This is a genomic window from Actinomadura physcomitrii (assembly GCF_008923205.2).
Classification (GTDB): Bacteria; Actinomycetota; Actinomycetes; order Streptosporangiales; family Streptosporangiaceae; genus Spirillospora; species Spirillospora physcomitrii.
Window position 1 is genome coordinate 186,436 of sequence record NZ_WBMS02000007.1, and the last position, 23,296, is coordinate 209,731.

A 23,296-nucleotide genomic window follows, 5' to 3' on the forward strand; every position below is an offset into this window, starting at 1 on the left:
GGGCCCGCTCGACCAAGGTGAACCCGAAGGGACAACGATGAACCCGGGTAAGAAGTTCGCACGAGCACACGTGTCCGCCGTCACCTCCCTCACCCTCGCCGCCGCCGCGCTCGTCGCCGTCCCCGCCGGCGCCGCGTCCGCCTCCGCTCCCGACCCGCTCGGCCTTCCGTCGCTGTCGCGCGCGGGCCGCTACGTCCTCGCGCCGTCCGGCCGGACGGTCCGTCCCGCCAGGGCGGCGGAGGCGTACGGGCTCAACGGCGACTACGTGTCCGCCGACTCCGCCGCGTCCGAGACCGGCGGCCACGGCCTGGAGCCCGGGGCGTCCACCACCGGCAAGGCGGACGGCGTCATGGTCCGCCAGTCCGGCACCGGGGCCGGTGCGGGCTTCGCCTACACGATGCGCGGCGGGCCCGGCCCGGTGACGCTGCGGGTCGAGGAGGCCGGCAGCGCGACCGCCCACTACGACGTGCTGGTGAACGGCACGGTCGTCCACGAGCGCAAGCCCGACCCCGAGCAGGCCGGCGTGTGGAGCGGCGACAAGGACGGCCTCGTCCACTACGAGGTGGACGTCCCCGCGCGGGTCGCCGGATCGTCCGGAGTGATCAAGGTCGAGTTCCGCAACGCCGACGACCCCGGGCAGGGCGCCCGCATCCACGCCGTCTGGACGCTCGCGCAGCACGGCCGCGCGTCCGCCGCCCCCTACGGAGCCGCCGTGCACGACCCGGCGGGAGCGTTCCACGGAGGCACGACCACGCTCTCCTCCAACGAGTACGGCCGCCCCTACGCCATCTACGACTTCGGCAAGGAGGTCGGCGGGCAGGTCCAGGTGACCGCCGACGTCCGCAAGGGCACGCCGAAGCTCGGCCTGGCGTTCAGCGAGAGCGACCAGTACCTCACCACCGCGTCCGACTACAGCCAGGACCCCGTCGGCCTCGCCACCGAGACCCACTACCTCGACACCAAGGCCGGGCGCACCGCGATGACCGACCCGGTCATCCGCGGCGGGTTCCGCTACCTGATGGTGTTCCTGGACGGCCCCGGCGAGGTGCGCCTGTCGGACCTGCGGCTGAAGTTCACCGCCGACCCCGCCAACCCCGACCTCGACGGGTACAAGGGCGCGTTCCTGTCCAGCGACGACACCTTGAACCGGCTCTGGTACGCGGGCGCCTACACCGTCCAGATGGCGACGATCGACCCGAAGACCGGCCGCCCCTACCCGGGGCAGGAGGGCCCGGTCCGCAACGACGCGATCATCGGCGAGGGCGACAGCGTCATCAGCGACGGCGCCAAGCGCGACCGCATGATCTGGGGTGGCGACAACGCCGTCTCCGACCCGGTGTCCTACCTGACCACCGGGCAGAGCGACCCCGCCGCCAACGCCATCGCGTTCATGGCGAAGGGGCAGTCGCCACAGGGCCAGATCCCCGGCCTCTACCTGACCGACAAGCTCGGCTACAACATGGGCTGGGGCGAGTACGCGGCCTGGTGGGTCAACAACTACTGGACGCACTACCTCTACACCGGCGACAAGGCGTTCTTCGACAAGTGGTACGACGCCATGAAGAAGAACGTCGCGTGGATGCAGTCGAAGGTCGGCTCCGACGGGCTGCTCGACATGAAGGGCGCGGGCGGCACCTGGGGCTACGGCAACGAGGGCAAGGGCACCTACGTCACGTCCCTGTACGTGCACGTGCTGGGGCAGGCGGCGCAGGCCGCCGAGGCGCAGGGCGACGCGGCGCTCGCCAAGACCTACCGCGACGCCGCCGCCCGCACCGCCAAGGCCGTCAACGACAACCTCTGGGATCCGGCCGCCGGCGCCTACAAGGTCGGACCGACCGACGCGAACCACCCGCAGGACGGCAACGCGATGGCGGTCGTCGCCGGAGTCGCCACCGGAGACCGCGCGAAGTCGGTGCTGAAGTTCTTCGGCGACCGGCTCGCCGACCCGCACGGCGACCTGACCGTGGACAAGGCCGGCGGAGTGGTGCCCCGGTACATCAGCCCGTTCGTGTCCGGCCAGTCGCTGCTGGCGTACGCCTCGCAGGGCGACATGGCCGGCGCGATGTCCGTCCTCGGCCGCACCTGGTACCCGATGCTCGGCAAGGACACGCCCGGCACCCTCTGGGAGAACGTCAGCACCGCCGGCGCGCCGCAGCTCGGCTCCTACACCAGCCTCTCGCACGGCTGGGCCGCCTCGCCGACCTCGTTCCTCACCAACCAGGTCCTCGGCGTCACGCCGACGTCCGGCGGGTTCTCGACGTTCACCGTCCTCCCGCACCCGGCGAGCGGGCTGAGCTGGGCGGAGGGCAGGGTGCCGACGCCGCGCGGCGACATCACCGCCGCCTGGAAGCAGCGCGGCAGGACCTTCACGCTGCGCGTCGCCGCGCCCGGCGGCACGACAGCCACGGCGGGGGTGCCCGCGTCCGGCGCGTCCGAGGTCCGCGTGAACGGCTCGGTCGTCTGGCGGAACGGCACCGCCGTGAAACCGGGCGTGACCGTCCGCGACGGTCTCGTGCAGGTGCCGGGGCTGACCGGCTCGTCCGTCCTGACCGCCTCTCGCTGACCTGGAGTGATGATGGTTCCCCCCACCCCTCGCCGCGCGCTCGCCCGCGCCGCCGTCGCCGCGGCCCTGGCGGTGTCGGGCACGGCCGCCCTCGCCCTGCCCGCCTCGGCGTCCCCGCGCGGCCCCTGGCAGGACGCCTCCTACACCCCGCACCACGGCCAGTGGCGCCCGTACGTGCTGTCGCCGTCGAGCCGCACCGTCCGGCCCGTCAAGGTCTACAAGGCCGACCCGCGCCAGGGCCGCATCGACGGGTCGCCGGACGCGGCGCTGCGCGACGGCGGCGGCTCGGTCCGGCTCACCGGCGCCGCCGACCGCGCCGGCTCCCCGCTGCTGGTCATCGACTTCGGCAAGGAGGTCGCCGGGCACCTGAAGGTCCGGGTGAAGGGCGCGTCGTCCACGCCGCCGAAGCTGCGCGCCTGCTTCTCCGAGTCGATCCAGTACGCCGCGCTGACCCCGGACGCCAACGACGGCGAAGGCAAGATCGCACCGGGCTGCGACACCGCCAACATCTGGAACGGCTTCCCCGGCCAGCCCTACACGCAGGACACCGACAGCCACGCCCTGCCGCTCGACGGAGTGAAGCTCCCCGCGACGATCCGCGACGGCGCCCTGCGCGGCGGGTTCCGCTACGCGACGCTGTTCCTCGACGGCCCCGGGACCGTCGACATCGACGGCGTGTCCGTCGACTTCACCGCCGCCCCGAACCAGCGCGACCTCGACGGCTACCAGGGCCACTTCCTGTCCAGCGACAACGAGCTGAACAAGATCTGGTACGCGGGCGCCTACACCGTGCAGGTGGACACCGGCGCGTCCAACACCGCCAAGAGCTGGCCCTACGCCTCCGGCGAGGGCGACCACGCGGACGCGCAGGTCCCGCACGCCGACCCGGGCAAGTCCGTCATCTTCGACGGCGGCAAGCGCGACCGGATCGTCTGGCAGGGCGACCTCGCCGTGCAGGCGCCCGTCACCTACCTGTCCACGAACGACCTGGAGGCGGTCGACAACTCGCTGTCGTCACTGGCCGCCCAGCAGCTCCCGGACGGGTTCATGCCCGCCGAGAGCCAGGTCGGCCAGCACAACGCCGACGAGCTGCGGACCTACGGCGAGTACGTCACCTGGTTCGTCAACAACATGTACGAGCACTGGCTCTACACCGGCGACCGCGCCTACCTCGACAAGTGGTGGCCGCAGCTGACCAAGGCGACGGCCTGGCTGGAGTCGGTCCGCGCGCAGGACGACCAGGGCCTCATCGCGTTCGGCGCCGCCGGCTCCTGCGGCCACTACGGCTACTCCGACTGCGGCCACGAGACCTACGTCAACGCCCTGTACGCGCGCAACCTCACGCAGATGGCCGCGATGGCGAAGGCGCGCGGCGACGCGCCGGCCGCCGCGACCTACGGCGACCGGTCCGCGACCGTCAAGAAGGCGATCAACGACCAGCTGTGGGACGAGCAGGCGGGCGCCTACCGGCTGTCGCGCGAGATCCCCGGCGCCTACCCGCAGGACGCCAACGCCACGGCCGTCCTGACCGGCGTCGCCGGCGGCGACCGCGCCACCCGCGCCCTCGCCTACCTGCGCAAGAACAACTGGTCGCAGTACGGGTCGCTGACCGTCGCGCAGTCCACCCCGAACGCGAGCCTGCCGCCGTTCTACGCGCCGCTGCCCAGCTCGTTCGAGTCCGACGCGCGCCTGGACACCGGCGACGCGTCCGGCCTCGACCTGATCCGGACGTTCTGGGGCCACCAGCTCGGCCAGGACCCCGGCTCGACGTTCTGGGAGCACATGCAGCCGGACGGCACCCCGAACCTCAAGCAGTTCTCCAGCCTCGCGCACGGCTGGGCGAGCGGCCCGACGATCACGCTCACCACCCGCGTCCTCGGCGTCCGGCCGACCGGCCCCGGCTACTCGTCCTGGGCGGTCGTCCCGTTCGCCGGCGGCCTGGCGTGGGCCGAAGGGACCGTCCCGACGCCGCACGGCGCCATCGCCGCGTCGTGGCGGGCGACCGGGGGCACGTTCCGGCTGGAGGTCACCGCGCCGCGCGGCACGTCCGGCCGCCTCGCCGTCCCGGTCACCGCGTCGACGTCCCGCGTCACCCTCGACGGCCGGACGGTCTGGGCGGACGGCAAGGCCACCGCGCGAGGCGTGACCGGCGACGGGAAGTACGTGTACGTGGACGGCGCGCCGTCAGGCCGCCACACCCTGACAGCCGAATAGCAGGAAGGAACAGGTATGACAGGCAACACCGGGGCGCCGCCCGTGAAGGTCGGCCTCGTGGCCGGCGGGCTCGGCGCGTACTGGCCGCAGTTCCCCGACCTGCTGCCGCAGCTGAAGCGGTCGGCGGAGCGGGTGTCGGAGCGGATGCGCGGGCTCGGCGCCGAGGTGGTCGACGTCGGGTTCATCTCCGACGCGCAGGAGGGCGCGGCGGCGGCCGAGAAGCTGCGCGCGGCGGGCTGCGACATCATCGTCGGGTTCCTCACCACCTACATGACCGCGACGATGCTGGTCCCCGTCGCGCAGCGGGCCGACGCCCCGGTGCTGCTGATCAACCTGCAGCCGTCCGAGTCGATGGACCACGCCACGTTCGACACCGGGCAGTGGCTCGCCTACTGCGGCGCGTGCCCGCTGCCGGAGATGGCGAACGCGTTCGCGCGGTGCGGCATCCCGTTCCGGTCCGTCTCCGGGTTCCTGGAGGACGAGCGGGCCTGGGCGAAGATCGGCCGCTGGGTGCGGGCCGCCGGGGTCCGGGCGGCGCTGCGCCGCGGCCGGCACGGGCTCATGGGCCACCTGTACCCCGGCATGCTGGACGTCTCCACCGACCTGACGCTGGTCAGCGCGAACTTCGGCGGGCACGTCGAGGTGCTGGAGTTCGACGACCTGCGCGTCCGGGTGGAGAAGGTCACCGACGCCGAGGCGGCCGCGAAGAAGGCCGAGGCGGAGAAGATCTTCGAGCTGGACGCCTCCGTCAACGACGACGACCTCACCTGGGCGGCGCGGGTGTCGGCGGGCCTGGACCGGCTCGTCGAGGACTTCGAGCTGGACAGCCTCGCCTACTACCACCGGGGCCTGGACGGCGAGATCCACGAGCGGCTCGGCGCCGGGATGATCCTCGGCGCGTCGCTGCTCACCGCCCGCGGCGTCCCGGCGGCCGGCGAGTACGAGCTGCGCACCTCGCTCGCCATGCTGATCGCCGACCGGCTCGGCGCGGGCGGCTCGTTCACCGAGCTGCAGGCGCTCGACTTCCACCGGGGGCACGTCGAGATGGGCCACGACGGGCCCGCGCACCTGGCGATCAGCGCCCGCCGCCCGCTGCTGCGCGGCCTCGGCGTCTACCACGGCAAGCGCGGCTACGGCGTGTCCGTGGAGTTCGACGTCAAGCACGGCCCGGTCACCGCGTTCGGGATCATCCAGCGCCGCGACGGCCGGTTCGCGTTCGTCGCGTCCGAGGGCGAGACCGTGGACGGCCCGCTGCTGCAGATCGGCAACACCACCTCCCGCGTGGACTTCGGCTGCGACCCCGGCGAATGGGTCGACGCCTGGAGCGCCACCGGCATCTCCCACCACTGGGCCCTCGGCACCGGCCACCGGATCGCCGACCTGAAGGCCCTCGCCGACCTCCTGGAGATCGAACTGGTCACCGTGAACCCCTGACGACCACGACCCTGACGGACTCGAACTCTCACTAGGCGCGATCGGGGGATCCGTCCCTAGGCGATGACGGGCGCAGGCCCGCGACCGTGCGCTCCCGCCCGCACGGCCACGGGCTCTGTTCCGCATGCCCGGAAACGGACGACGCGCCGTCCCTCCCACCCCACAGCGCACCTGCGAGAGGACGCCCCGTCCATGCGCACCATCCCCCCACCCCTGCACACCTTCTACCGCGCGGCGCTGCCCGCGGCGCTCGTTTCCCTGCTGGTCGGGGCCGCGTTCACGGTTCCGGCGCGCGCGGACGCGGCCGGGCTGAGCGCCTTCGGGCTGCGCACCGACGCGCTCGACGACCCGCTCGGCATCGACGACACCGCGCCGGCGCTGAGCTGGCGGCTCACCGCGCCCGGACACGGCGCGGCGCAGGCCGCCTACCAGGTCGAGGCCGCCACCTCCCGGGACGGGCTCGGCCGCGCCGACCTGTGGGACTCCGGCAAGGTGCCGTCAAGCGCCGCGAACGCCGTCTACCGGGGCGCGGCGCTCACCTCCCGCCGCCAGGTGTGGTGGCGGGTCCGGGTCTGGGACGGCTCCGGGCGGGCGTCCGCCTGGAGCCGCCCGGCCCGGTTCGAGATGGGCCTGCTCGGCAAGGACGACTGGTCCGCGAAGTGGATCACCGACGACCGGTGGCTGAACCGGGCGCCGAGCCCCGTCACGGTCGCGCTGCCCGCCGGGACGAAGGCCCGCTACCTGCGGGTCGACGTGTCCAAGCTGGGCCTGCCGATCATCGAGGGCGGGTCGCTGCTGTCCCGGCTGCAGCTCGCCGAGATCGAGGCGCTCGACCCGTCGGGGACGAACGTGGCGAAGGGCGCGGCCGTCACCGCGTCCGAGGTCCGCGAGTACCCGGGCAAGTGGATGCCGGAGTTCCTCACCGACGGGTCGCTCACCACGCAGAAGGCGCCGTTCGGGTACACCAGCAACGCCTACGGGTCGCAGGACCCCGGGCACCACATCTGGCTGCAGCTCGACCTCGGCGCCGCCAAGGACGTCGCGTCGGTGAAGCTCTACCCGCGCACCGACGTGATGACGAGCGACGGGAAGACCCCGAACTTCCCCGTCGACTACACCGTGCAGACCTCGGACGCCGCGGACGGCCCGTTCACGGTCGTCAAGACCGTCACCGGCCAGGTCCCGCCGCCCGCCTACCAGACGTCGATGCCCGCGCTGCCGCTGCTGGCGCGGCAGTTCTCGCTGAAGGACACCGTCCGGTCGGCGCGGCTGTACATCACCGCGCTCGGCATCTACGACGCGACCATCAACGGCGAGCCGGTCGGCGACGCCGTCCTCGAACCGCCGAACACCGACTACAAGAAGCGGGTCGAGTACGCGGCCTACGACGTGACGAGGCTGCTGCGGCGCGGCGGCAACGCGATCGGCGTCCGGCTCGGCAACGGCACCTACAACGTCGCCGCGACCAGCGACCGCTACACCAAGTACGTCGGCGCGCAGGGGGCGCCGAAGCTGCTCGCGCAGCTGGAGGTCACCCTCAAGGACGGCACGACCGCGCGGATCGCGACCGACGGGTCCTGGCGGACCGACCTCGGGCCCACCACGTCCAGCCAGTGGTACGGCGGCGAGGACGAGGACGCGCGGCTCGCGCAGAAGGGCTGGGACGGGCCGTCCGCCGACCTCGCGTCGTGGAAGCCGGCCGCCGAGGCGCCCGACCCGGGGATCGCGCTGACCGCGCGGATGTCCCCGGCGATCGTCCCGGTCGGCTCGCGCAAGACCGTCAAGGTCACGCACCCGGAGAAGGACACCTACGTCTTCGACCTCGGCGAGAACATCGTCGGGTGGCCCGAGCTGCGGGTGCGCGGCAGGCGCGGCGAGAAGCTGACGATCAAGCCGGGGGAGCGGCTCGGCGCGGACGGCCTCGTCGAGCAGGGCACGATGATCGCCGGCGGCGCGCAGAACCCGCCGGTCATGGACACCTACACCTTCGCGGGCACCGGCACCGAGACCTGGCACCCCCGGTTCGTCTACCACGGTTTCCGCTACGTCCAGATCAGCGGCCTGGACGCGGCGCCGTCCGCGGGCACCGTGAGCGCGGAGATCCTGCGCGCCGGGAACGCCTCCGCCGGCTCGTTCACCAGCTCCGACCTGCTGCTGAACGGCATCCACAAGATCATCGACCGGGCCGTCCAGGGCAACATGATGTCGATCCTCACCGACTGCCCGGACCGGGAGAAGCTCGGCTGGCTCGAGGAGGACCAGCTCGTCCAGGGCTCGATCACCCGCGGGTACGACGTCGCCGCCTACTACCCGGCGCTGCTGCGGAACATGGCCGAGGCGCAGACGTCCACCGGGCTCGTCCCCGACATCGCGCCCGCGTACACGACGTTCTCCGGCGGCGTCTGGGACGACCCGAACTGGGGCAGCGCGATCATCCTGTCCGCCTGGCAGCATTACACGACCTACGGGGACAGCAAGCCGCTGCGCGAGTTCTACCCGAACATGCAGCGGTACCTGGACTACCTGACGTCCAAGGCGAAGGGGAACCTGCTCGACTACGGCCTCGGCGACTGGGCCGCCGTCGACAAGACCACCCCGGTCGGCGTCGCCGCGACCTACGGCTACCAGCGCAGCGCCACCGCGCTCGCCAAGATCGCCGAGCTGCTCGGCAAGGACGGCGACGCGGCGAAGTACACCAAGCTCGCCGGCGACATCGCCGCCGCGTTCAACGCCAAGTACCTCGACACGACCGAGCACACCTACGGGTCGGGCAGCCAGGCAGGCGACGCGTTCGCGCTCGACCTCGGCATCGTCCCCGCCGACCAGAGGCAGGCCGTCCTCGACCACCTCGTCTCGACGATCAAGAACGACGGCTACCACCTGACGGTCGGGGAGATCGCGCTGCCGTCGGTGTTCCGGACGCTGTCGGCGGCGGGCCGCGACGACGTCGTCCTCGCCGTCGCGCAGCAGGTCACGAACCCCGGCTACGGGTACCAGGTGGTGCACGGCGCGACCTCGCTCACCGAGTACTGGGACGGCCCGACCGGCTACGGCTCGCAGAACCACTTCATGCTCGGCGCGATCGACGAGTGGTTCGGCGCGGGCCTCGCCGGGATCCGGCAGGCCGACGGCTCCGTCGCCTACGACAAGCTCGTGATCAGGCCCGCCGTGGTCGGTGACCTCACCCGCGCCGCCTCGTCCTACGACACCCCGCGCGGGACGGTGTCCAGCGCGTGGCGCCGGTCCGGGCACGACCTGCGGCTGGACGTGACGGTCCCGCCCGGCGCGCCCGCCCGCGTCGAGGTCCCGCTGCTCGGCGCGTCCGCCGCGCAGGCACCGGCGGGCGCGCGCCCGCTCGGCGTCCAGAACGGGCACGCCGTGTACGAGGTCGGGTCGGGGTCGTGGACGTTCACCGTCCGCACGCCCGGCGCCGTCCGGCAGGACCGGACGCAGCTCGCCGTCGAGCCGCCGTTCGGCGTGAACATCCCGGTGACCGCAGGCGCGGCCACCGGCGCGAAGTTCCGCGTGACGAACCTGGAGCGCCGGTCCGTCACCGTCCCGGTGAAGGCGACCGCGTCGGCCGGGTTCACCGCGTCGGCCCCCGCCCGGGTCACGGTCCCGGCGGGCGGCTCCACCGAGGTCCCCGTCGAGGTGACGGGCTCGGGCGCGGACGGGACGAAGGGCTCCGTCACCGTCACGGCCGACGACGAGACCGCGACCGCACCGGTCCTGGTCACCGGCAACCTCGTCCGGTCCGCGACGATGTCGGCGTCCAGCACGCACAGCGGGTCGTCGCCCGCGTGGGCCAACGACGGCGGCACCGACTCCGGCGTCTGGCTGAACGGCGTCGGCGGCTGGAACGACGACACGTCCAAGACCTTCCCCGACACCCTCACCGCCACCTGGAAGGACCCGCAGGAGATCGGCCGGGTCGAGGTCTACACGCTCAACAGCTCCAGCAGCCCCGCGTCCAAGTCCGGCCTGCGGGACTTCGACGTCCAGGCGCAGGTGGACGGCCAGTGGACGACCGTCGCGACCGTCACCGGCAACACCGCCGGGACGGTCGAGAAGACCTTCGCGCCAGTGCGGGCGTCCGCGCTGCGACTGCTCGTCCACGACTCCAACGACCACAACTACAGCCGCGTCATCGAACTGGAGGCCTACTCCTCATGACCCGTTCAACAGTTCGCCCGGCGGGCGGCGCCCGCCGGGCGTCGGCGCGGCTCGCCGCCGTCCCGGTGGCGGCGCTGCTCGCCGTCTCCGGTCTCGCCGTCGCCGAGGCGGCGCAGGGCGCGGAGTCGTTCGGGCCGACCGTGCCGGCCCTGACCCGCGGCACCTTCGCCGACCCGCCCGCGTCCGTCCGGCCCAAGTACCGCTGGTGGCAGCCGCTCGCCTACACCGACGACAAGGAGCTGGCCGCCGAGCTGGACCAGATCAAGAAGGCGGGCGGCGGCGGCGCCGAGGTCGCCCCGTTCAATGTCGAGGGCACCGGCAACAACACGCCCGAGTTCCTGAAGACCTACGGCTGGGGCACCCCGCTGTGGGCGGAGAAGACCCGGACGATGCTGGCCGCGGCGAGGGACAAGGGCCTCGGCCTGGACCTCACCATCGGCCCGCGCTGGCCCGCGACCGTCCCCACGGTCGACGACGTCAACGACCCGAGCGCCCAGCAGCAGATCGTCTTCTCCTACGAGTTCCACAAGGGCGGCACGAGCCGGTCCGGCGGGCTGCCGACGAACTTCAACGTCGCGCCGCCCGCCGGGGCGAAGAAGACGCTCGTCGCCGCGCTCGTCGCCAAGTGCTCCGACGCGGACTGCAGCGCCTCGTCCAGCGCGCCGAGGATGCTGGATCGCTCCAGCGTCACCGACGTCACCGCGAAGGTCGACGCGCAGGGCGGCCTCTCGGTCGACTTCCCCGGCGACGGCACCAGCACCTACGCGCTGATCGCCTTCTACCAGACGCCCAGCGGGCAGTCCCTGTCCGGCTACACCGCGACCGGCACCAACTACGCGCTCGACCCGTTCAGCGAGGCCGGCGCGAAGGCCACCACCGACTTCTACGACAAGAACATCCTCACCTCCGACGTGCGCAAGCTGCTCGCCCAGATCGGCGAGACCGACCTGTTCGAGGACTCCCTCGAACTCGGCTCCACGCAGAAGTGGACGTCGCAGCTGGTCGACCAGTGGACGAAGCTGCGCGGCTACTCGCCGATCGACGTGCTGCCCGCCCTCGCCGGCGCCGGCGACCAGGGCATCACCGACAGGCCGTTCTTCGACTTCGGCGACGGGGTCGGCGCCCGCGTCCGCACCGACTACCGGCAGACGCTCAGCGACCTGTACATCCGCAACCGCCTCGACGTGCTGCGCGCGTGGGCGCACAAGCACCACATCAAGACCCGCATCCAGCCGTACGGCATCCCGGTGGACGTCTCCGACGCCGCGTCGCACATCGACGTGCCGGAGGGCGAGTCGCTGGCGTTCGGGCAGTCGGTCGGCGCCTACAGCAACGTGCAGGACTACCGGGTGGTCGCCACGGGCGCGCACCTGTCCGGGCAGCCGGTGGTGTCGGACGAGTGCTGCGCGTTCTCCGGTTCGGTGTGGGGCTCCACGGCGGGCGCGGGGTCAGACGCCTCGAACCTCCAGGCCGTCTACCGCGGCTTCGCCGGCGGCGTGAACCAGGTCGTCTGGCACGGCTTCCCCTACCTGAGCCGCGGGCCCGCCGGCGCCGGACCGCAGTCGACCTGGCCCGGCATGACCTACGGCGGCAACACCTCCTACTCGGAGGCGTGGGGCGACAAGGGCGGCCCGAACTGGGCCGACTACCGCGCGATCAACGACAACCTCGCGCGGATGCAGCTCGTGCTGCGGCAGGGCAAGCCCCGCTTCGACCTCGCCGTGTACTGGCAGGACTTCGGCATGAACGGCACCGGCACCACCGGGTCCGGGTCGAACAAGCTGATCCAGAGCTCCTCGGAGCTGGCGTCGGCCGGATACACCTACGAGTACCTCAGCCCGGCGCAGCTCCAGCGCAAGGACGCCTCCTACACCCACGGCGCCCTGTTCGGCGACGGCTCCGCCTACCACGCGGTGCTGCTGAAGGACCAGAAGACCATGCCGCTGGCCGCCGCCGAGAAGCTGCTGAGCCTGGCGCGGCAGGGCCTGCCCGTCGTGATCGTCGGGGACGCGCCGAGCACGGTGCCCGGCGACGGTGACGCGGGCCGCCAGGACGCGCGGCTCACCTCGGTGGTCTCCGAGCTGCTCAAGCAGCGCACCGTGGTGCGGGCGGCGAGCGAGGCGGACGCGCCCGGCGCGCTGCGCCGCCTGCGCGTCACCCCGGCCGCGACGCCGCACGACGGCTCCGGCGCGATCCTCGACGTGCGCCGCCAGGCCGGCTCCACCGACTACTACTACCTGTACAACCAGACCAACACGACGACCGCGCAGACGGTCACCCTCACCGGCGACGGCGTCCCGTACAGGCTCGACACCTGGACCGGGAAGATCACGCCGATCGCGGACTACACGTCCGGGCACGGCACCGTCACCGTCCCCGTCCGGCTCGGCGGGAACGACGCGACGGTCATCGCGGTCACGCCGCGGCACGACGCCACCTTCCCCGGCCGGGGCAAGCCCGGCCGTCCGGGCGGGCAGCGGACGGCGGCCGTCCCGCAGCCGGTGAAGCTCAACGAGTGGTCGCTGTCGGTCGACTCCTGGGGGCCCGGACCGTCCGGCAAGCCGGGGGACACCGCGCACAAGACGCTCGGGCCCGTCACGGTGAAGGCGGGGGAGAACGGCGCGCTGCCCGCATGGTCGGCGATCACCACCGCCAACGGCTACCCCGTCGACCTCAAGGACGTGTCGGGCGTCGGCACCTACACCGCGCACGTCGCCCTCGACGACGGCTGGAAGGGCATCGACGCCGCCGAACTCGACCTCGGCACCCCCGTCGACACCGTCCGGGTCAACGTCAACGGGCACGACCTGCCGCCGCTCGACCAGTCCGACCTGCGGCACGTCCAGGTCGGCCGCTACCTGCGGCCGGGCGACAACACGATCACCGTGCGGGTCGCGTCGACGCTGCTCAACGCCGTCCGGGTCGCGCCCGGCACGGGCGCGTCGTCGCGGGCGCCGATGGACTACGGGCTGTTCGGCCCGCTCACCCTCACCCCGACCGGCGGCGACCGGCCGGTGCTGGCCGCCGAGGCCCTCGAACCCGAACTGCCGCTGGCCGACGGCGGCTACAACCGCGCGACCGTGCTGCTCACCAACGCCTCCGCCCGCGCCGCGAACGTGACGGTCACGGCGTCGGCCGCCGACGGGATCACCGCGACGCCCCGGCAGGGCAAGGTCACGGTCCCCGCCGGCGGGTCGGTGACGGTGCCCGTCGACGTGCGCGACAAGGGCGTCTCTTCCGGGACGAGCTCGCTGAAGGTGACCGCGCGCAGCGACGCCGGACCGTCCGCCGTGACCGCGGTGACGCTGCGGCACTCCGGCGACCTCGCGCTCAACCCCGGCGGCGCGCCGTTCCCGCGCGTCATCGCCGACGCGGGCCAGGACCGCTACCCGGCGAAGCTCGCCGTGGACGGCTCGGCGAGCACGTTCTGGGTCTCGTGGGGCCGCGCCGCCGGCCAGGGACCGACCGCGCAGAACCCGGTGCACTTCGGGCTCGACTTCGGCGCTCCCGTCGAGTTCGGCTCGGTCGTCGTGGGCGGCCGCTCCAACTACGGGGCCCGCGACTACGCCGTCCAGGTCTCCCAGGACGGCCGGACGTGGCGGACCGTCGCCACCGCCACCGACACGCCCAAGGCGGGCGGGACGACGACGTTCGACAAGGTCAGCGCCCGGTACGTGCGCATCGAGGTCAGCCGGAGCTGGGACTCGGTCAACGCCAACGTGCAGATGAGCGGCTTCTCCGTGCGGCCGTAGGGCCGCTTCCCTCTCTGGAGGTTCACCTCATGATCCGTTCCAAGGTTCTGCTCCTCGCCGCCGCCGGGGCGTCCGCCGCCGTCGTGGCGCTGCCCGGCACCGCGCAGGCCGCGCTGAAGGCGGGCCACGCGCCGCAGTCCCCGGCCGGCCTCACCGTCGGCGACCAGGCCCGCCCGCTCAGCGTGGAGGGCGCGCCGCAGTTCGGGTGGCGGCCCCGCGACGTCGACCCCGGCGAGGTCCAGTCCGCCTACGAGATCGCCGTGCGCGACGCGTCCGGCAGGACCGTGTGGGACAGCGGCCGGGTGAGATCGGCGAGCCAGGAGTACGTCCCGTACGCGGGGCCGGCGCTGGCGCCGGAGACGACCTACACCTGGAAGGTCCGCACCTGGGACCGCACCGGGAAGGCGTCGCCGTGGTCGCGGCCCGCCTCGTTCGACACCGGGCTGAGCGACGGCCAGTGGGGCGCGTCCTGGATCCGCCGCACCACCGCCGAGTCCGACGACCACACCCTGGCCCGCAAGGACTTCACCGTCGGGGCGTCGCCGGTCGTGCGGGCCCGCGTCCACATCTCCGCCGACCAGCAGTACGACCTGCGCCTCAACGGCGCGACCGTCGACCGGGGCCCGGCGTTCGAGTACGCCGACGACCTGTTCTACAAGACCGTCGACGTCACCTCGCAGTTGAAGGCGGGCCGCGAGGCCACGCTCGGCGCGGTCTACCACTGGTACGGGTCCGGGCAGGGCCGGCCGAAGGGCGAGCCGGGGCTGCTGGTCCGGCTGGTCATCGACCACGCCGACGGCACCCGGCAGGTCGTCGTCAGCGACGGCACCTGGCAGGTGGCGCGCGGCCCGTGGAAGACGGCGCCGCGCCGCAACGGCGACGGCGGCGACTGGGTCGAGGACATCGACGGCACCGCCGAGCCGCTCGGCTGGGACCGGCCCGGCTTCGACGCGTCGTCCTGGGCGGCGCCGCAGGTCGTCGGCGCGCACCCGACCGCGACGTTCAAGCACGTCCACGGGCAGGAGACGTCGCTGGCGTACGAGACCGTCCACCCGGTGAAGGTGACGAAGCTGGCGTCGGGCGCGCTCGTCGCCGACTTCGGGAAGGTGATCCCGGCGGTGCCGGTCGTGCGGTTCCGCGACGGGACGGCCGGGCGGCACGTCGACATGCACGCCGGCTACCTGCTCGCCGACGACGGCACGGTGTCGCGGTCCAAGAGCGACAACCAGAGCACCGACCTGACCTACGGCTACACCCAGCGCGACGGCGACCAGACGTTCCGGGCCTTCACCTACGAGGGCTTCCGCTACTTCGAGGTCGGCCCCGACTCGGGCGTGGACCCGAAGGACATCTCCGCCGTCGTGCAGCACAACTCCGTCGACCGCACCGCGACGGTCCGCACGTCCGACAAGGGGGTGAACGCGGCCTACGACATGATGGCGCGGTCGGCGCTGTACGGGTCGCAGTCGCAGTTCCTCGACACCCCGACCCGCGAGAAGGGCCAGTTCCTCGGCGACGCCGTCGACACCTCGACCGCCGCGATGGGCGCGTTCGGGGAGCGGCGCCTGACCCGGCAGGCGATCCGCGAGTTCATCGCCTCGCAGGCCCGGTACTGGCCGGACGGCCGGCTCAACTCCGTCTACCCGAACGGCGACGGCAAGCGCGACATACCCGACTACACCGAGATGTTCCCGGGCTGGGTCTGGGACTACTACGAGCAGTCCGGCGACGCGACCACGCTCGCGCAGGCGTACCCGGTGATGAACGCGGTCGCCGGTTACGTCCGCCGCTACATCGACTCCGGGACGGGCCTGGTCACCAACCTGGAAGGCGGCTCCGGCCAGTACCAGTACGGCATCATCGACTGGCCCGCGACCATGCGCTACGGCCACGACATGGACACCGCCGCGCGGACGGTCATCAACATCCTCGGCGTGGACGTCCTCAACGCCACCGCCCGCGCCGCCGACGCGCTCGGCAAGTCCGACGAGGCCGCCGCGCTGCGCAAGGAGGCCGGCACCCTCACCGGAACCATCAACGCCAAGCTCCGCCGCGCCGACGGCATCTACATCGACGGCCTCAAGAGCGACGGCAGCCAGAGCACGCACGCCTCGCAGATCGCCAACGCGTACGCGGTCGCGTACGGGGTCGCGCCCGCCGAGTCCCGGGAGGCGATCGGCACCTACATCGCCGGGCTCGGCATGCAGATGGGGCCGATGACCGCGCACCGGCTGCTGCAGGCCCTCGACGACACCGGACGCACCGGCGACGTCGTCACCCGCCTCACCGACACCGAGGGACCCGGCTGGGGCAACATCCTCGCCCGCGGCGGCACGTTCACCTGGGAGTCGTGGGACGCGCCGGAGACCGGGCAGAGCTTCTCGCACCCGTGGGGCTCGACGTCCCTGGTCGACGTGCAGCGGTCCCTCCTCGGCGTCACCGTGACCGCCCCGGCCGCCGCGTCGGTCCGGATCCGGCCGCCGCTGTCCGGCCTGAGCGGCGCGACCGGCACCATCCCGGTCGAGCGCGGTGACGTCGGCGTCCAGTGGACGCGGCGGGGGAACGGCGTCTCGCTCTCGGTGAGCGTCCCGGTCAACGTCACCGCCGAGATCCACGTCCCGGCGCGGTCGGCGGGCGACGTCCGCGTGTCCGGGCCGGGCGGCGCCCGCTTCGTCGGCATGCGGGACGGCTACGCCGTCTACCAGGCCGGGTCCGGCCGCCTCACCTTCCACTCCACGCACGCCTGAAGGGCCGTCCGATGACGAATGAGCTGAGCAGGAGACGGTTCGTGCAGGCGGGCGGCGTCGCGGCCGCCGCGGTGACGGCCACCGGCGCGCTGCCGTCCGCGGCGAGCGCCGCGCCGGCGCCCGCGGGGCCCGCCCGCGCCCGGACGCTGACGCCCACCGACCTGCGGGCCGGGCATCTGCGGTCCCCGCTCGGGATCGACGCGGCGAAGCCGACGCTGAGCTGGCGGTTCGCCGCCGGTCCGCGCAACGCGGCGCAGACCGCGTACCAGGTCCGCGCGGCGAGCGCGGACGCCCGCCTGCACCGCCCCGACCTGTGGGACTCCGGCAAGGTCGCGGGCGGCGCGGTCTCCGCCGCCTACGCGGGCCGCGCCCTCGGCTCGCGGCAGCGGGTGTCGTGGCAGGTCCGGGTGTGGGACGAGCGGGGCCGCGCATCGGCGTGGAGCGCGCCCGCGCACTTCGAGACGGGCCTGCTCGCCGCGTCCGACTGGACGGCGCAGTGGATCGGGAACCCGGCCTGGTCGGACCCGGAGCCCACGCCGGCGACGGTCGCGTTCACCGCCCGCACCGCCCGGTACATCCGGCTGAACGTGACCCGGCTCGGCCTCCCGCTCAAGGAGGGCTGGCCGTACGAGGTGTCCCGGCTGCAGCTCGCCGAGGTCCAGGTGCGCGACGGCGCGTCCGGCGCCGACCTGGCGCTGCACGCGCCGGTGACGGCGTCGGAGAGCTACACCGTCGCGGGCCAGTGGGAGCCGAAGGCGATCACCGACGGGTCGCTGACCAGCGACGCCGCGCCGTTCGGCTACACCAGCCTGCAATACCAGGACCAGGATCTCGCCACGCCGATCTGGGTGCAGATCGACCTCGGCGAGCAGCGGCGGTTCGACCGGGTGCTGCTGTACCCGCGCACCGACGTGATGACCGACGACGGGAAGACCGCCAACTTCCCCGAGGACTTCACCGTCCAGACCTCCGCCGACGGCAAGACCTTCGACACCGCCGCCACCGTCAAGGGGCAGCAGGCCCCGCCGCCGCTGCACGCCCAGCCCGAGGCACTCCCGCTGTTCAGGAAGGAGTTCGACCTCGGCAAGCGCGTCCGGTCGGCGCGGCTGTACGCGACGGCGCTCGGCGTCCTCGACGTCACCGTCAACGGGCGGCCGGTGAGCGACGCCGTCCTCGAACCGCCCAACACCGCCTACAAGCAGCGCATCGTCTACTCGACCTACGACGTGACCAAGCTGCTGCGCACGGGCGGCAACACCGTCCAGGCCGAGGTCGGCAACGGCATGGCGAACGTCCCGGCCACGCCGGGCCGCTACCAGAAGCTCGCCCGCTCCGATGGCAGGCCCGCGTTCCTCGGCCAGCTCGAGATCACCTACACCGACGGGTCGCGCGAGGTCGTCGCGTCGGACGCCTCGTGGCGGACCGCGCTCGGCGCCACCACGTTCAGCAGCTGGTACGGCGGCGAGGACTACGACGCCCGCCGTACCCCGTCCGGCTGGACGGCCGCCGTCCGCCGCGACCCGCCCACCGCGAAGCTCACCGCCCGCGCCGCCCCGCCCATCGAGCGCGCCGGCACGTTCCGCACGCAGAAGATCACGCAGCCGAAGGAGGGCGTGCACGTCGTCGACCTCGGCACGAACTTCGCCGGCTGGGCGCAACTGCGGGTCAGCGGCCCGGCCGGGACGAAGGTGACGATGCGCCCCGGCGAGCTGCTCAACGCCGACGGCACCGTCAGCCAGAGCACCACCGGCTCCCCGATCTGGGACTCCTACACCCTGTCCGGGCAGGGCACCGAGACCTGGCATCCCCGGTTCTGCTACCACGGCTTCCGGTACGTGCAGCTCGAAGGGCTGCCGTCCGCGCCGGACGACGGCACCGTCACCGGCATCGCGCTGCGCGCCGCCAACGACACCGCCGGGTCCTTCACCAGCTCGCACGGCCTGCTCAACGACATCCACCGGATCATCGACCGGGCCGTGCAGAGCAACATGTACTCGGTCCTCACCGACTGCCCGCACCGCGAGAAGCTCGGCTGGCTGGAGCAGGCGAACCTGGTCTTCCCGGCCGTCGCCCGCAACTACGACGTGACCGCCTACTACGGCGAGATCGTCCGCGACATCGCCGAGGCGCAGACCTCCGACGGGCTCGTCCCGGACATCGCGCCGGAGTACACGGTGTTCTCCGGCGGGTTCCGCGACGACCCGAACTGGGGCAACGTCATCGTGTTCGCGCCCTGGCAGATGTACCGCGCGTACGGGGACGAGGCCACGCTCCGCACCTACTACCCGAACATGGTCCGGTACGTGGACTACCTGTCGTCCAAGGCGAAGGGGAACCTGCTCGACTACGGCCTCGGCGACTGGATCACCTTCGACAACAGCACCCCGCTCGGCGTCACCGCCACGTTCGGCTACCACCGCGCGGTCACGGCGCTGGCGTCCATCGCCAAGGTCGTCGGCAAGGACGACGACGCCGCGAAGTACACGAAGCTGGCCGCCGGCATCGGCGACGCGTTCAACGGCAAGTACGCGACCGGCGACACCTACGGCTCCGGCAGCCAGGCGTGCGACGCGCTCGCCCTCGACATGGGCATCGTCCCCGCCGCGTCCAAGGACAAGGTGCTCGGCCACCTCGTGCAGAGCATCACCGACAAGGGCTACCACCTCACGGTCGGGGAGATCGCGCTGCCGTCGGTGTTCCGCGTGCTGTCGGCCGCCGGACGCGACGACGTCATCCACGCCGTCGCCACCCAGACCGGCAACCCCAGCTACGGCTACCAGGTGGTGCACGGCGCGACGTCGCTCACCGAGAACTGGGACGGGCCCACCTCCGGGAACTCGCAGAACCACTTCATGCTCGGCGCGATCGACGAGTGGTTCCACGCCGGGCTCGCCGGGCTGTCGCAGACCGACGCCTCGATCGGGTACGCGACGCTGCTCGTCCGCCCGGCCGTCGTCGGCGACATCACCCGCGCCGCCGCGACGTACGAGACGCCGCGCGGCCGGGCCGCCGTGTCGTGGCGCCGCACCGGCAGGACGCTGCGCCTCGACGCCACCGTCCCGCCGAACACGACGGCCCGCGTCGAGTTCCCGCTGCTCGGCGGCACGACCCGGCCCGAGGCGCCGAAGGACGCCGAGTGGGTCGGCATCGAGAACGACCGGGCCGTCTTCCAGATCGGCTCCGGCGACTGGACCTTCGAGGGGGCCACCAAATGAGTGATGGGTTGAGCAGGAGGCGGTTCCTCGGCGCGTCGGCGGTCGGCGCCGCCGGCGCGGTCGTCCTCGGGCACGCCGGGACGGCCGCCGCCGCGGCTCCCGCCGGGAAGGGGGTCGCGGCGCGCACGCCGTCCGGCCTGCTGACGTCGCTGCTGCCGGACGGCCTCGGCGTCACGGCGGCGAAGCCCCGGCTGAGCTGGCAGGTCGCCGACCTCGGCCCCGGGACGAAGCAGACCCACTACCAGGTGCAGTTCGCCACGACCCCGTCGCGGCTGGCGAAGGGCCCGCACCACTGGGACAGCGGGCGCGTCGCGTCGGCCGCGTCGGTCGCCGTCCCGTACGGCGGGCCGCCGCTCGCGGCCGGGACGGCGTACTGGTGGCGGGTCCGGACGTTCGACGGGCACAAGGCGTCCCGCTGGTCGGAGCCGGCGCTGGTCGCGACCGGCCTGGACGCCTGGAAGGCCCAGCCGATCTGGGTCCCGGCCGCGACGTCGCCCGGCGACGGCGTCCTCAAGGCGCGGGTGCGGATCACCGCCGTGGCGGCGAGCCTGTGGTTCCGCGCGTCCTCCGCGAGCGCGAACTACCTGTGGCAGCTGCGCGCCGGATCGCCGGGCGTGCTGAAGAAGCACGTGTGCGTGAACGGGACGTACCGGGTGCTGGAGGAGACGGCGCTCGGCGTCCCGATCGAGACGGGCCGCTGGTACGAGGTCGCCGTCGAGATGAAGGGCTCGACGTTCACGACCTCGATCGACGGGACGGTCGTCGACACCACCACGGACGGCACGTACGCCACCGGCACCGTCGGGATGCGCAACGGCTCGACCGAGGCGAACGAGTGGGACGCGGTCACCTTCACCGCCCCCGACGGCAAGGCCCTCATCAGCGAGGACTTCACCGACGGCGTCGGCACGTTCTCCGCCGGGACCGTCTCCGGCGGCGTGCTGGCGCTCGGCAAGGGGCAGTCGACGCTGTCGTCGGCGGGCTCGGCCGACGACGACTGGGCGCTGCTGCGCACCGAGTTCACCCCGGCGCGCAAGCCGATCGCGGCGGCCGTCCTGCACGTCGCCGCGCAGTCGCCCGCGCCGATCCGGCAGTACCCCGCCAAGATCTGGATCAACGGTGAGGTCGCCGGGTTCGCGTCCCAGCGCGGCGGGGCGGGCGCGCCGCGCTACCACTCGTTCGACGTCACGGGCCTGGTCGAACCCGGGCGCCGCAACGCGCTCGCCGCCCTCGCGTTCACCACCGAGGACAAGCGGTTCGTCGCGCAGCTCGCCGTCACCTACGCCGACGGGACGACCGCGACGTTCGCCGCCAGCGGCGCGTCGTGGAAGGCGCGCCGGCAGGCCGGGATGCTGCCCGCCGCCGGCACGATCGGCTCGTCCTTCTACGTGGGACCGCAGGAGTACTGGGACCTGCGCAAGGAGCCGGCCGGCTGGACCCGCCCCGGCTTCGACGACTCCGGCTGGGACGCCGCGCAGGTCAAGCCCGCGATCGACGGTCTGGTCCCGGCGCTGGTCGAGCCGGTCCGGCTGCACGACGTGCGGCCCGCGTCGGTGCGGAAGGTCGCCCCCGGCACCTGGCTCGTCGACCTCGGCAAGGAGATCGCGGGCGGGCTGCGGCTGTCGGTGCGCGGCAAGGCCGGGCAGACGATCGAGATCCGGCTCGGCGAGGAGCTGAACGCCGACGGGACCGTGCGGTACGCGCTGCGCGCCGGCGTCACCTACAAGGAGGTCTGGACGCTGCGCGACGGCCGCCAGTCCGCCGAGCACTGGGGCTACCGCGGCTTCCGCTACGCGCAGCTGATCTGCGACGACGACCTCGACCTGGCGGACGCGGCCACCGGCCGCGCCTGGCGGCTCGACTGGCGCGGCTCCGACGCCTCGTTCGCCAGCTCCAGCAGCGACCTCGACCGGGTCTACGAGTTGTGCCGCTACTCGATCGAGGCGACGCGCGGCGACCTGTACATCGACACCCCGACCCGGGAACGCGGCCCCTACGAGGGCGACGCGCTGATCAACCAGGCGTCGGAGTACGCGGTGCAGCGGTCGTTCGCGCTGGCCCGCGCGTCCGACGTCTACCTGGCCCGCAACCACACCTGGCCGACCGAGTACCGGCTGATGAACGTGATGTCGGCGTGGCGGGACTACCTGCACACCGGCGATCCCGACCAGCTCGCCGCCGACTACGACCTCCTCGTTACCAAGCACCTGACGTCCTACATCGGCGACGACGGCCTCGTGCACAAGAAGCCCGGCTCGTCCAGCGCGGACCTCGGCGACCTGGTCGACTGGCCGGCCTCCAACCGCGACGGCTACGTGTTCACCGAGGTCAACACCGTGGTGAACGCGTGCCAGTACGCCGCGTTCACCGCGATGGCCGACATCGCGGGCGTCCTCGGCAAGACCGCCGACGCCACGGCGTGGCGCGCGAAGGCGGGCAGGCTCGCGGACGCGATGCGCACGACGCTCCTCGACGCGCCGAACGGCCGGTTCGTGGACGGCGCCGGCACGACCCACAGCGCGCAGCACGCGACCGTGTACCCGGTCGCGCTCGGCGTCGCGGGTCAGGGCACCGTGCCGGACTCCGTCGTCCAGGCGCTGGGGGAGACGCTCGCCGGCGGCGGCATGAGGGTCAGCGTCTACGGCGCGCAGTTCCTGCTGGACGCGCTGTTCGCGACGGGCCGGGCGAAGGACGCGATCGGGCTGATGACCGCCACCGGCACGAACTCCTGGCTGCACCTCATGGACGACCTCGGCGCGACCATCGTCGGCGAGGCGTGGGACCCGTCGCTGAAGAGCAACATGACGTTCTCCCACGCCTGGGGCTCGGCGCCCGCGAACGTGCTCCCCCGGCGCGTGCTCGGCGTGGAGATCACCGCGCCGGGCGCCGCGGAGATCGAGGTGCGGCCCCGGCCCGGCGACCTCACCCGCGTCTCCGGCACGGTGCCGACGGTCCGCGGCCCGGTGTCGGTCGCGCTGGACCGCGCGAAAAGCTACCGCCTCGACGTGGACGTGCCGCCGAACACCGCGGCCCGGATCGTCGTGGAACTCGGCTCCCTCGACCCCCGGGACGTCCGCGTCACCGGGCCCAACGCCCGCGCCCCCCGCCGCACGGGCCGGGACGCGACCGGACCGGTGCTCGCCATCGGCCCGGTCGGCTCCGGCCGCACCACGGTGATCGCGCGCACCTGACCGGCGC

Annotated in this window: 8 protein-coding genes; all 8 read left to right on the plus strand. The window is 73.1% G+C overall.

Going from position 1 to position 23,296, the window contains the following annotated elements; translation table 11 throughout:
- Positions 1–37 precede the first annotated feature (37 nt).
- On the plus strand, positions 38–2,563 hold the full coding sequence (locus F8568_RS11480; protein WP_151593508.1) for an alpha-L-rhamnosidase-related protein: 2,526 nt from the start codon (positions 38–40) through the stop codon (positions 2,561–2,563).
- A gap of 9 nt (positions 2,564–2,572) precedes the next feature.
- A complete protein-coding gene (locus tag F8568_RS11485) occupies positions 2,573–4,777 on the plus strand; it encodes an alpha-L-rhamnosidase-related protein (RefSeq protein ID WP_151593509.1) in 2,205 nt (734 codons plus the stop codon).
- Between the two features lie 15 nt (positions 4,778–4,792).
- The gene (locus tag F8568_RS11490; protein WP_151593510.1) at positions 4,793–6,211 is read left to right on the plus strand and encodes an L-fucose/L-arabinose isomerase family protein; all 1,419 of its coding nucleotides are present in this window, start codon (positions 4,793–4,795) and stop codon (positions 6,209–6,211) included.
- A 192-nt stretch (positions 6,212–6,403) separates the two neighbouring features.
- Positions 6,404–10,384 carry a family 78 glycoside hydrolase catalytic domain gene (locus F8568_RS11495; RefSeq protein WP_160573587.1) on the plus strand — a complete coding sequence of 1,327 codons (3,981 nt, stop codon included), beginning with the start codon at positions 6,404–6,406 and terminating at the stop codon, positions 10,382–10,384.
- Positions 10,381–14,136 carry a glycosyl hydrolase gene (locus F8568_RS11500; RefSeq protein WP_151593512.1) on the plus strand — a complete coding sequence of 1,252 codons (3,756 nt, stop codon included), beginning with the start codon at positions 10,381–10,383 and terminating at the stop codon, positions 14,134–14,136. The genes F8568_RS11495 and F8568_RS11500 overlap by 4 nt, the downstream gene beginning before the upstream one ends.
- Before the next feature lie 29 nt (positions 14,137–14,165).
- Positions 14,166–16,883, plus strand: coding sequence for a family 78 glycoside hydrolase catalytic domain (locus F8568_RS11505; RefSeq protein WP_151593513.1), 2,718 nt, complete (start codon positions 14,166–14,168; stop codon positions 16,881–16,883).
- Between the two features lie 11 nt (positions 16,884–16,894).
- Positions 16,895–20,098 carry a family 78 glycoside hydrolase catalytic domain gene (locus F8568_RS11510; protein ID WP_151593514.1) on the plus strand — a complete coding sequence of 1,068 codons (3,204 nt, stop codon included), beginning with the start codon at positions 16,895–16,897 and terminating at the stop codon, positions 20,096–20,098.
- Positions 20,099–20,106: 8 nt separating this feature from the next.
- The gene (locus F8568_RS11515; protein ID WP_236008639.1) at positions 20,107–23,289 is read left to right on the plus strand and encodes a family 78 glycoside hydrolase catalytic domain; all 3,183 of its coding nucleotides are present in this window, start codon (positions 20,107–20,109) and stop codon (positions 23,287–23,289) included.
- Positions 23,290–23,296 lie beyond the last annotated feature (7 nt).

Excerpts from the sequence above, each read along its gene's own strand:
- F8568_RS11485 (WP_151593509.1), top strand. The coding sequence starts at position 2,573 with ATGATGGTTCCCCCCACCCCTCGCCGCGCGCTCGCCCGCGCCGCCGTC.
- F8568_RS11495 (WP_160573587.1), top strand. The coding sequence starts at position 6,404 with ATGCGCACCATCCCCCCACCCCTGCACACCTTCTACCGCGCGGCGCTG.
- F8568_RS11500 (WP_151593512.1), top strand. The coding sequence starts at position 10,381 with ATGACCCGTTCAACAGTTCGCCCGGCGGGCGGCGCCCGCCGGGCGTCG.
- F8568_RS11505 (WP_151593513.1), top strand. The coding sequence starts at position 14,166 with ATGATCCGTTCCAAGGTTCTGCTCCTCGCCGCCGCCGGGGCGTCCGCC.
- F8568_RS11480 (WP_151593508.1), top strand. The coding sequence starts at position 38 with ATGAACCCGGGTAAGAAGTTCGCACGAGCACACGTGTCCGCCGTCACC.
- F8568_RS11490 (WP_151593510.1), top strand. The coding sequence starts at position 4,793 with ATGACAGGCAACACCGGGGCGCCGCCCGTGAAGGTCGGCCTCGTGGCC.
- F8568_RS11510 (WP_151593514.1), top strand. The coding sequence starts at position 16,895 with ATGACGAATGAGCTGAGCAGGAGACGGTTCGTGCAGGCGGGCGGCGTC.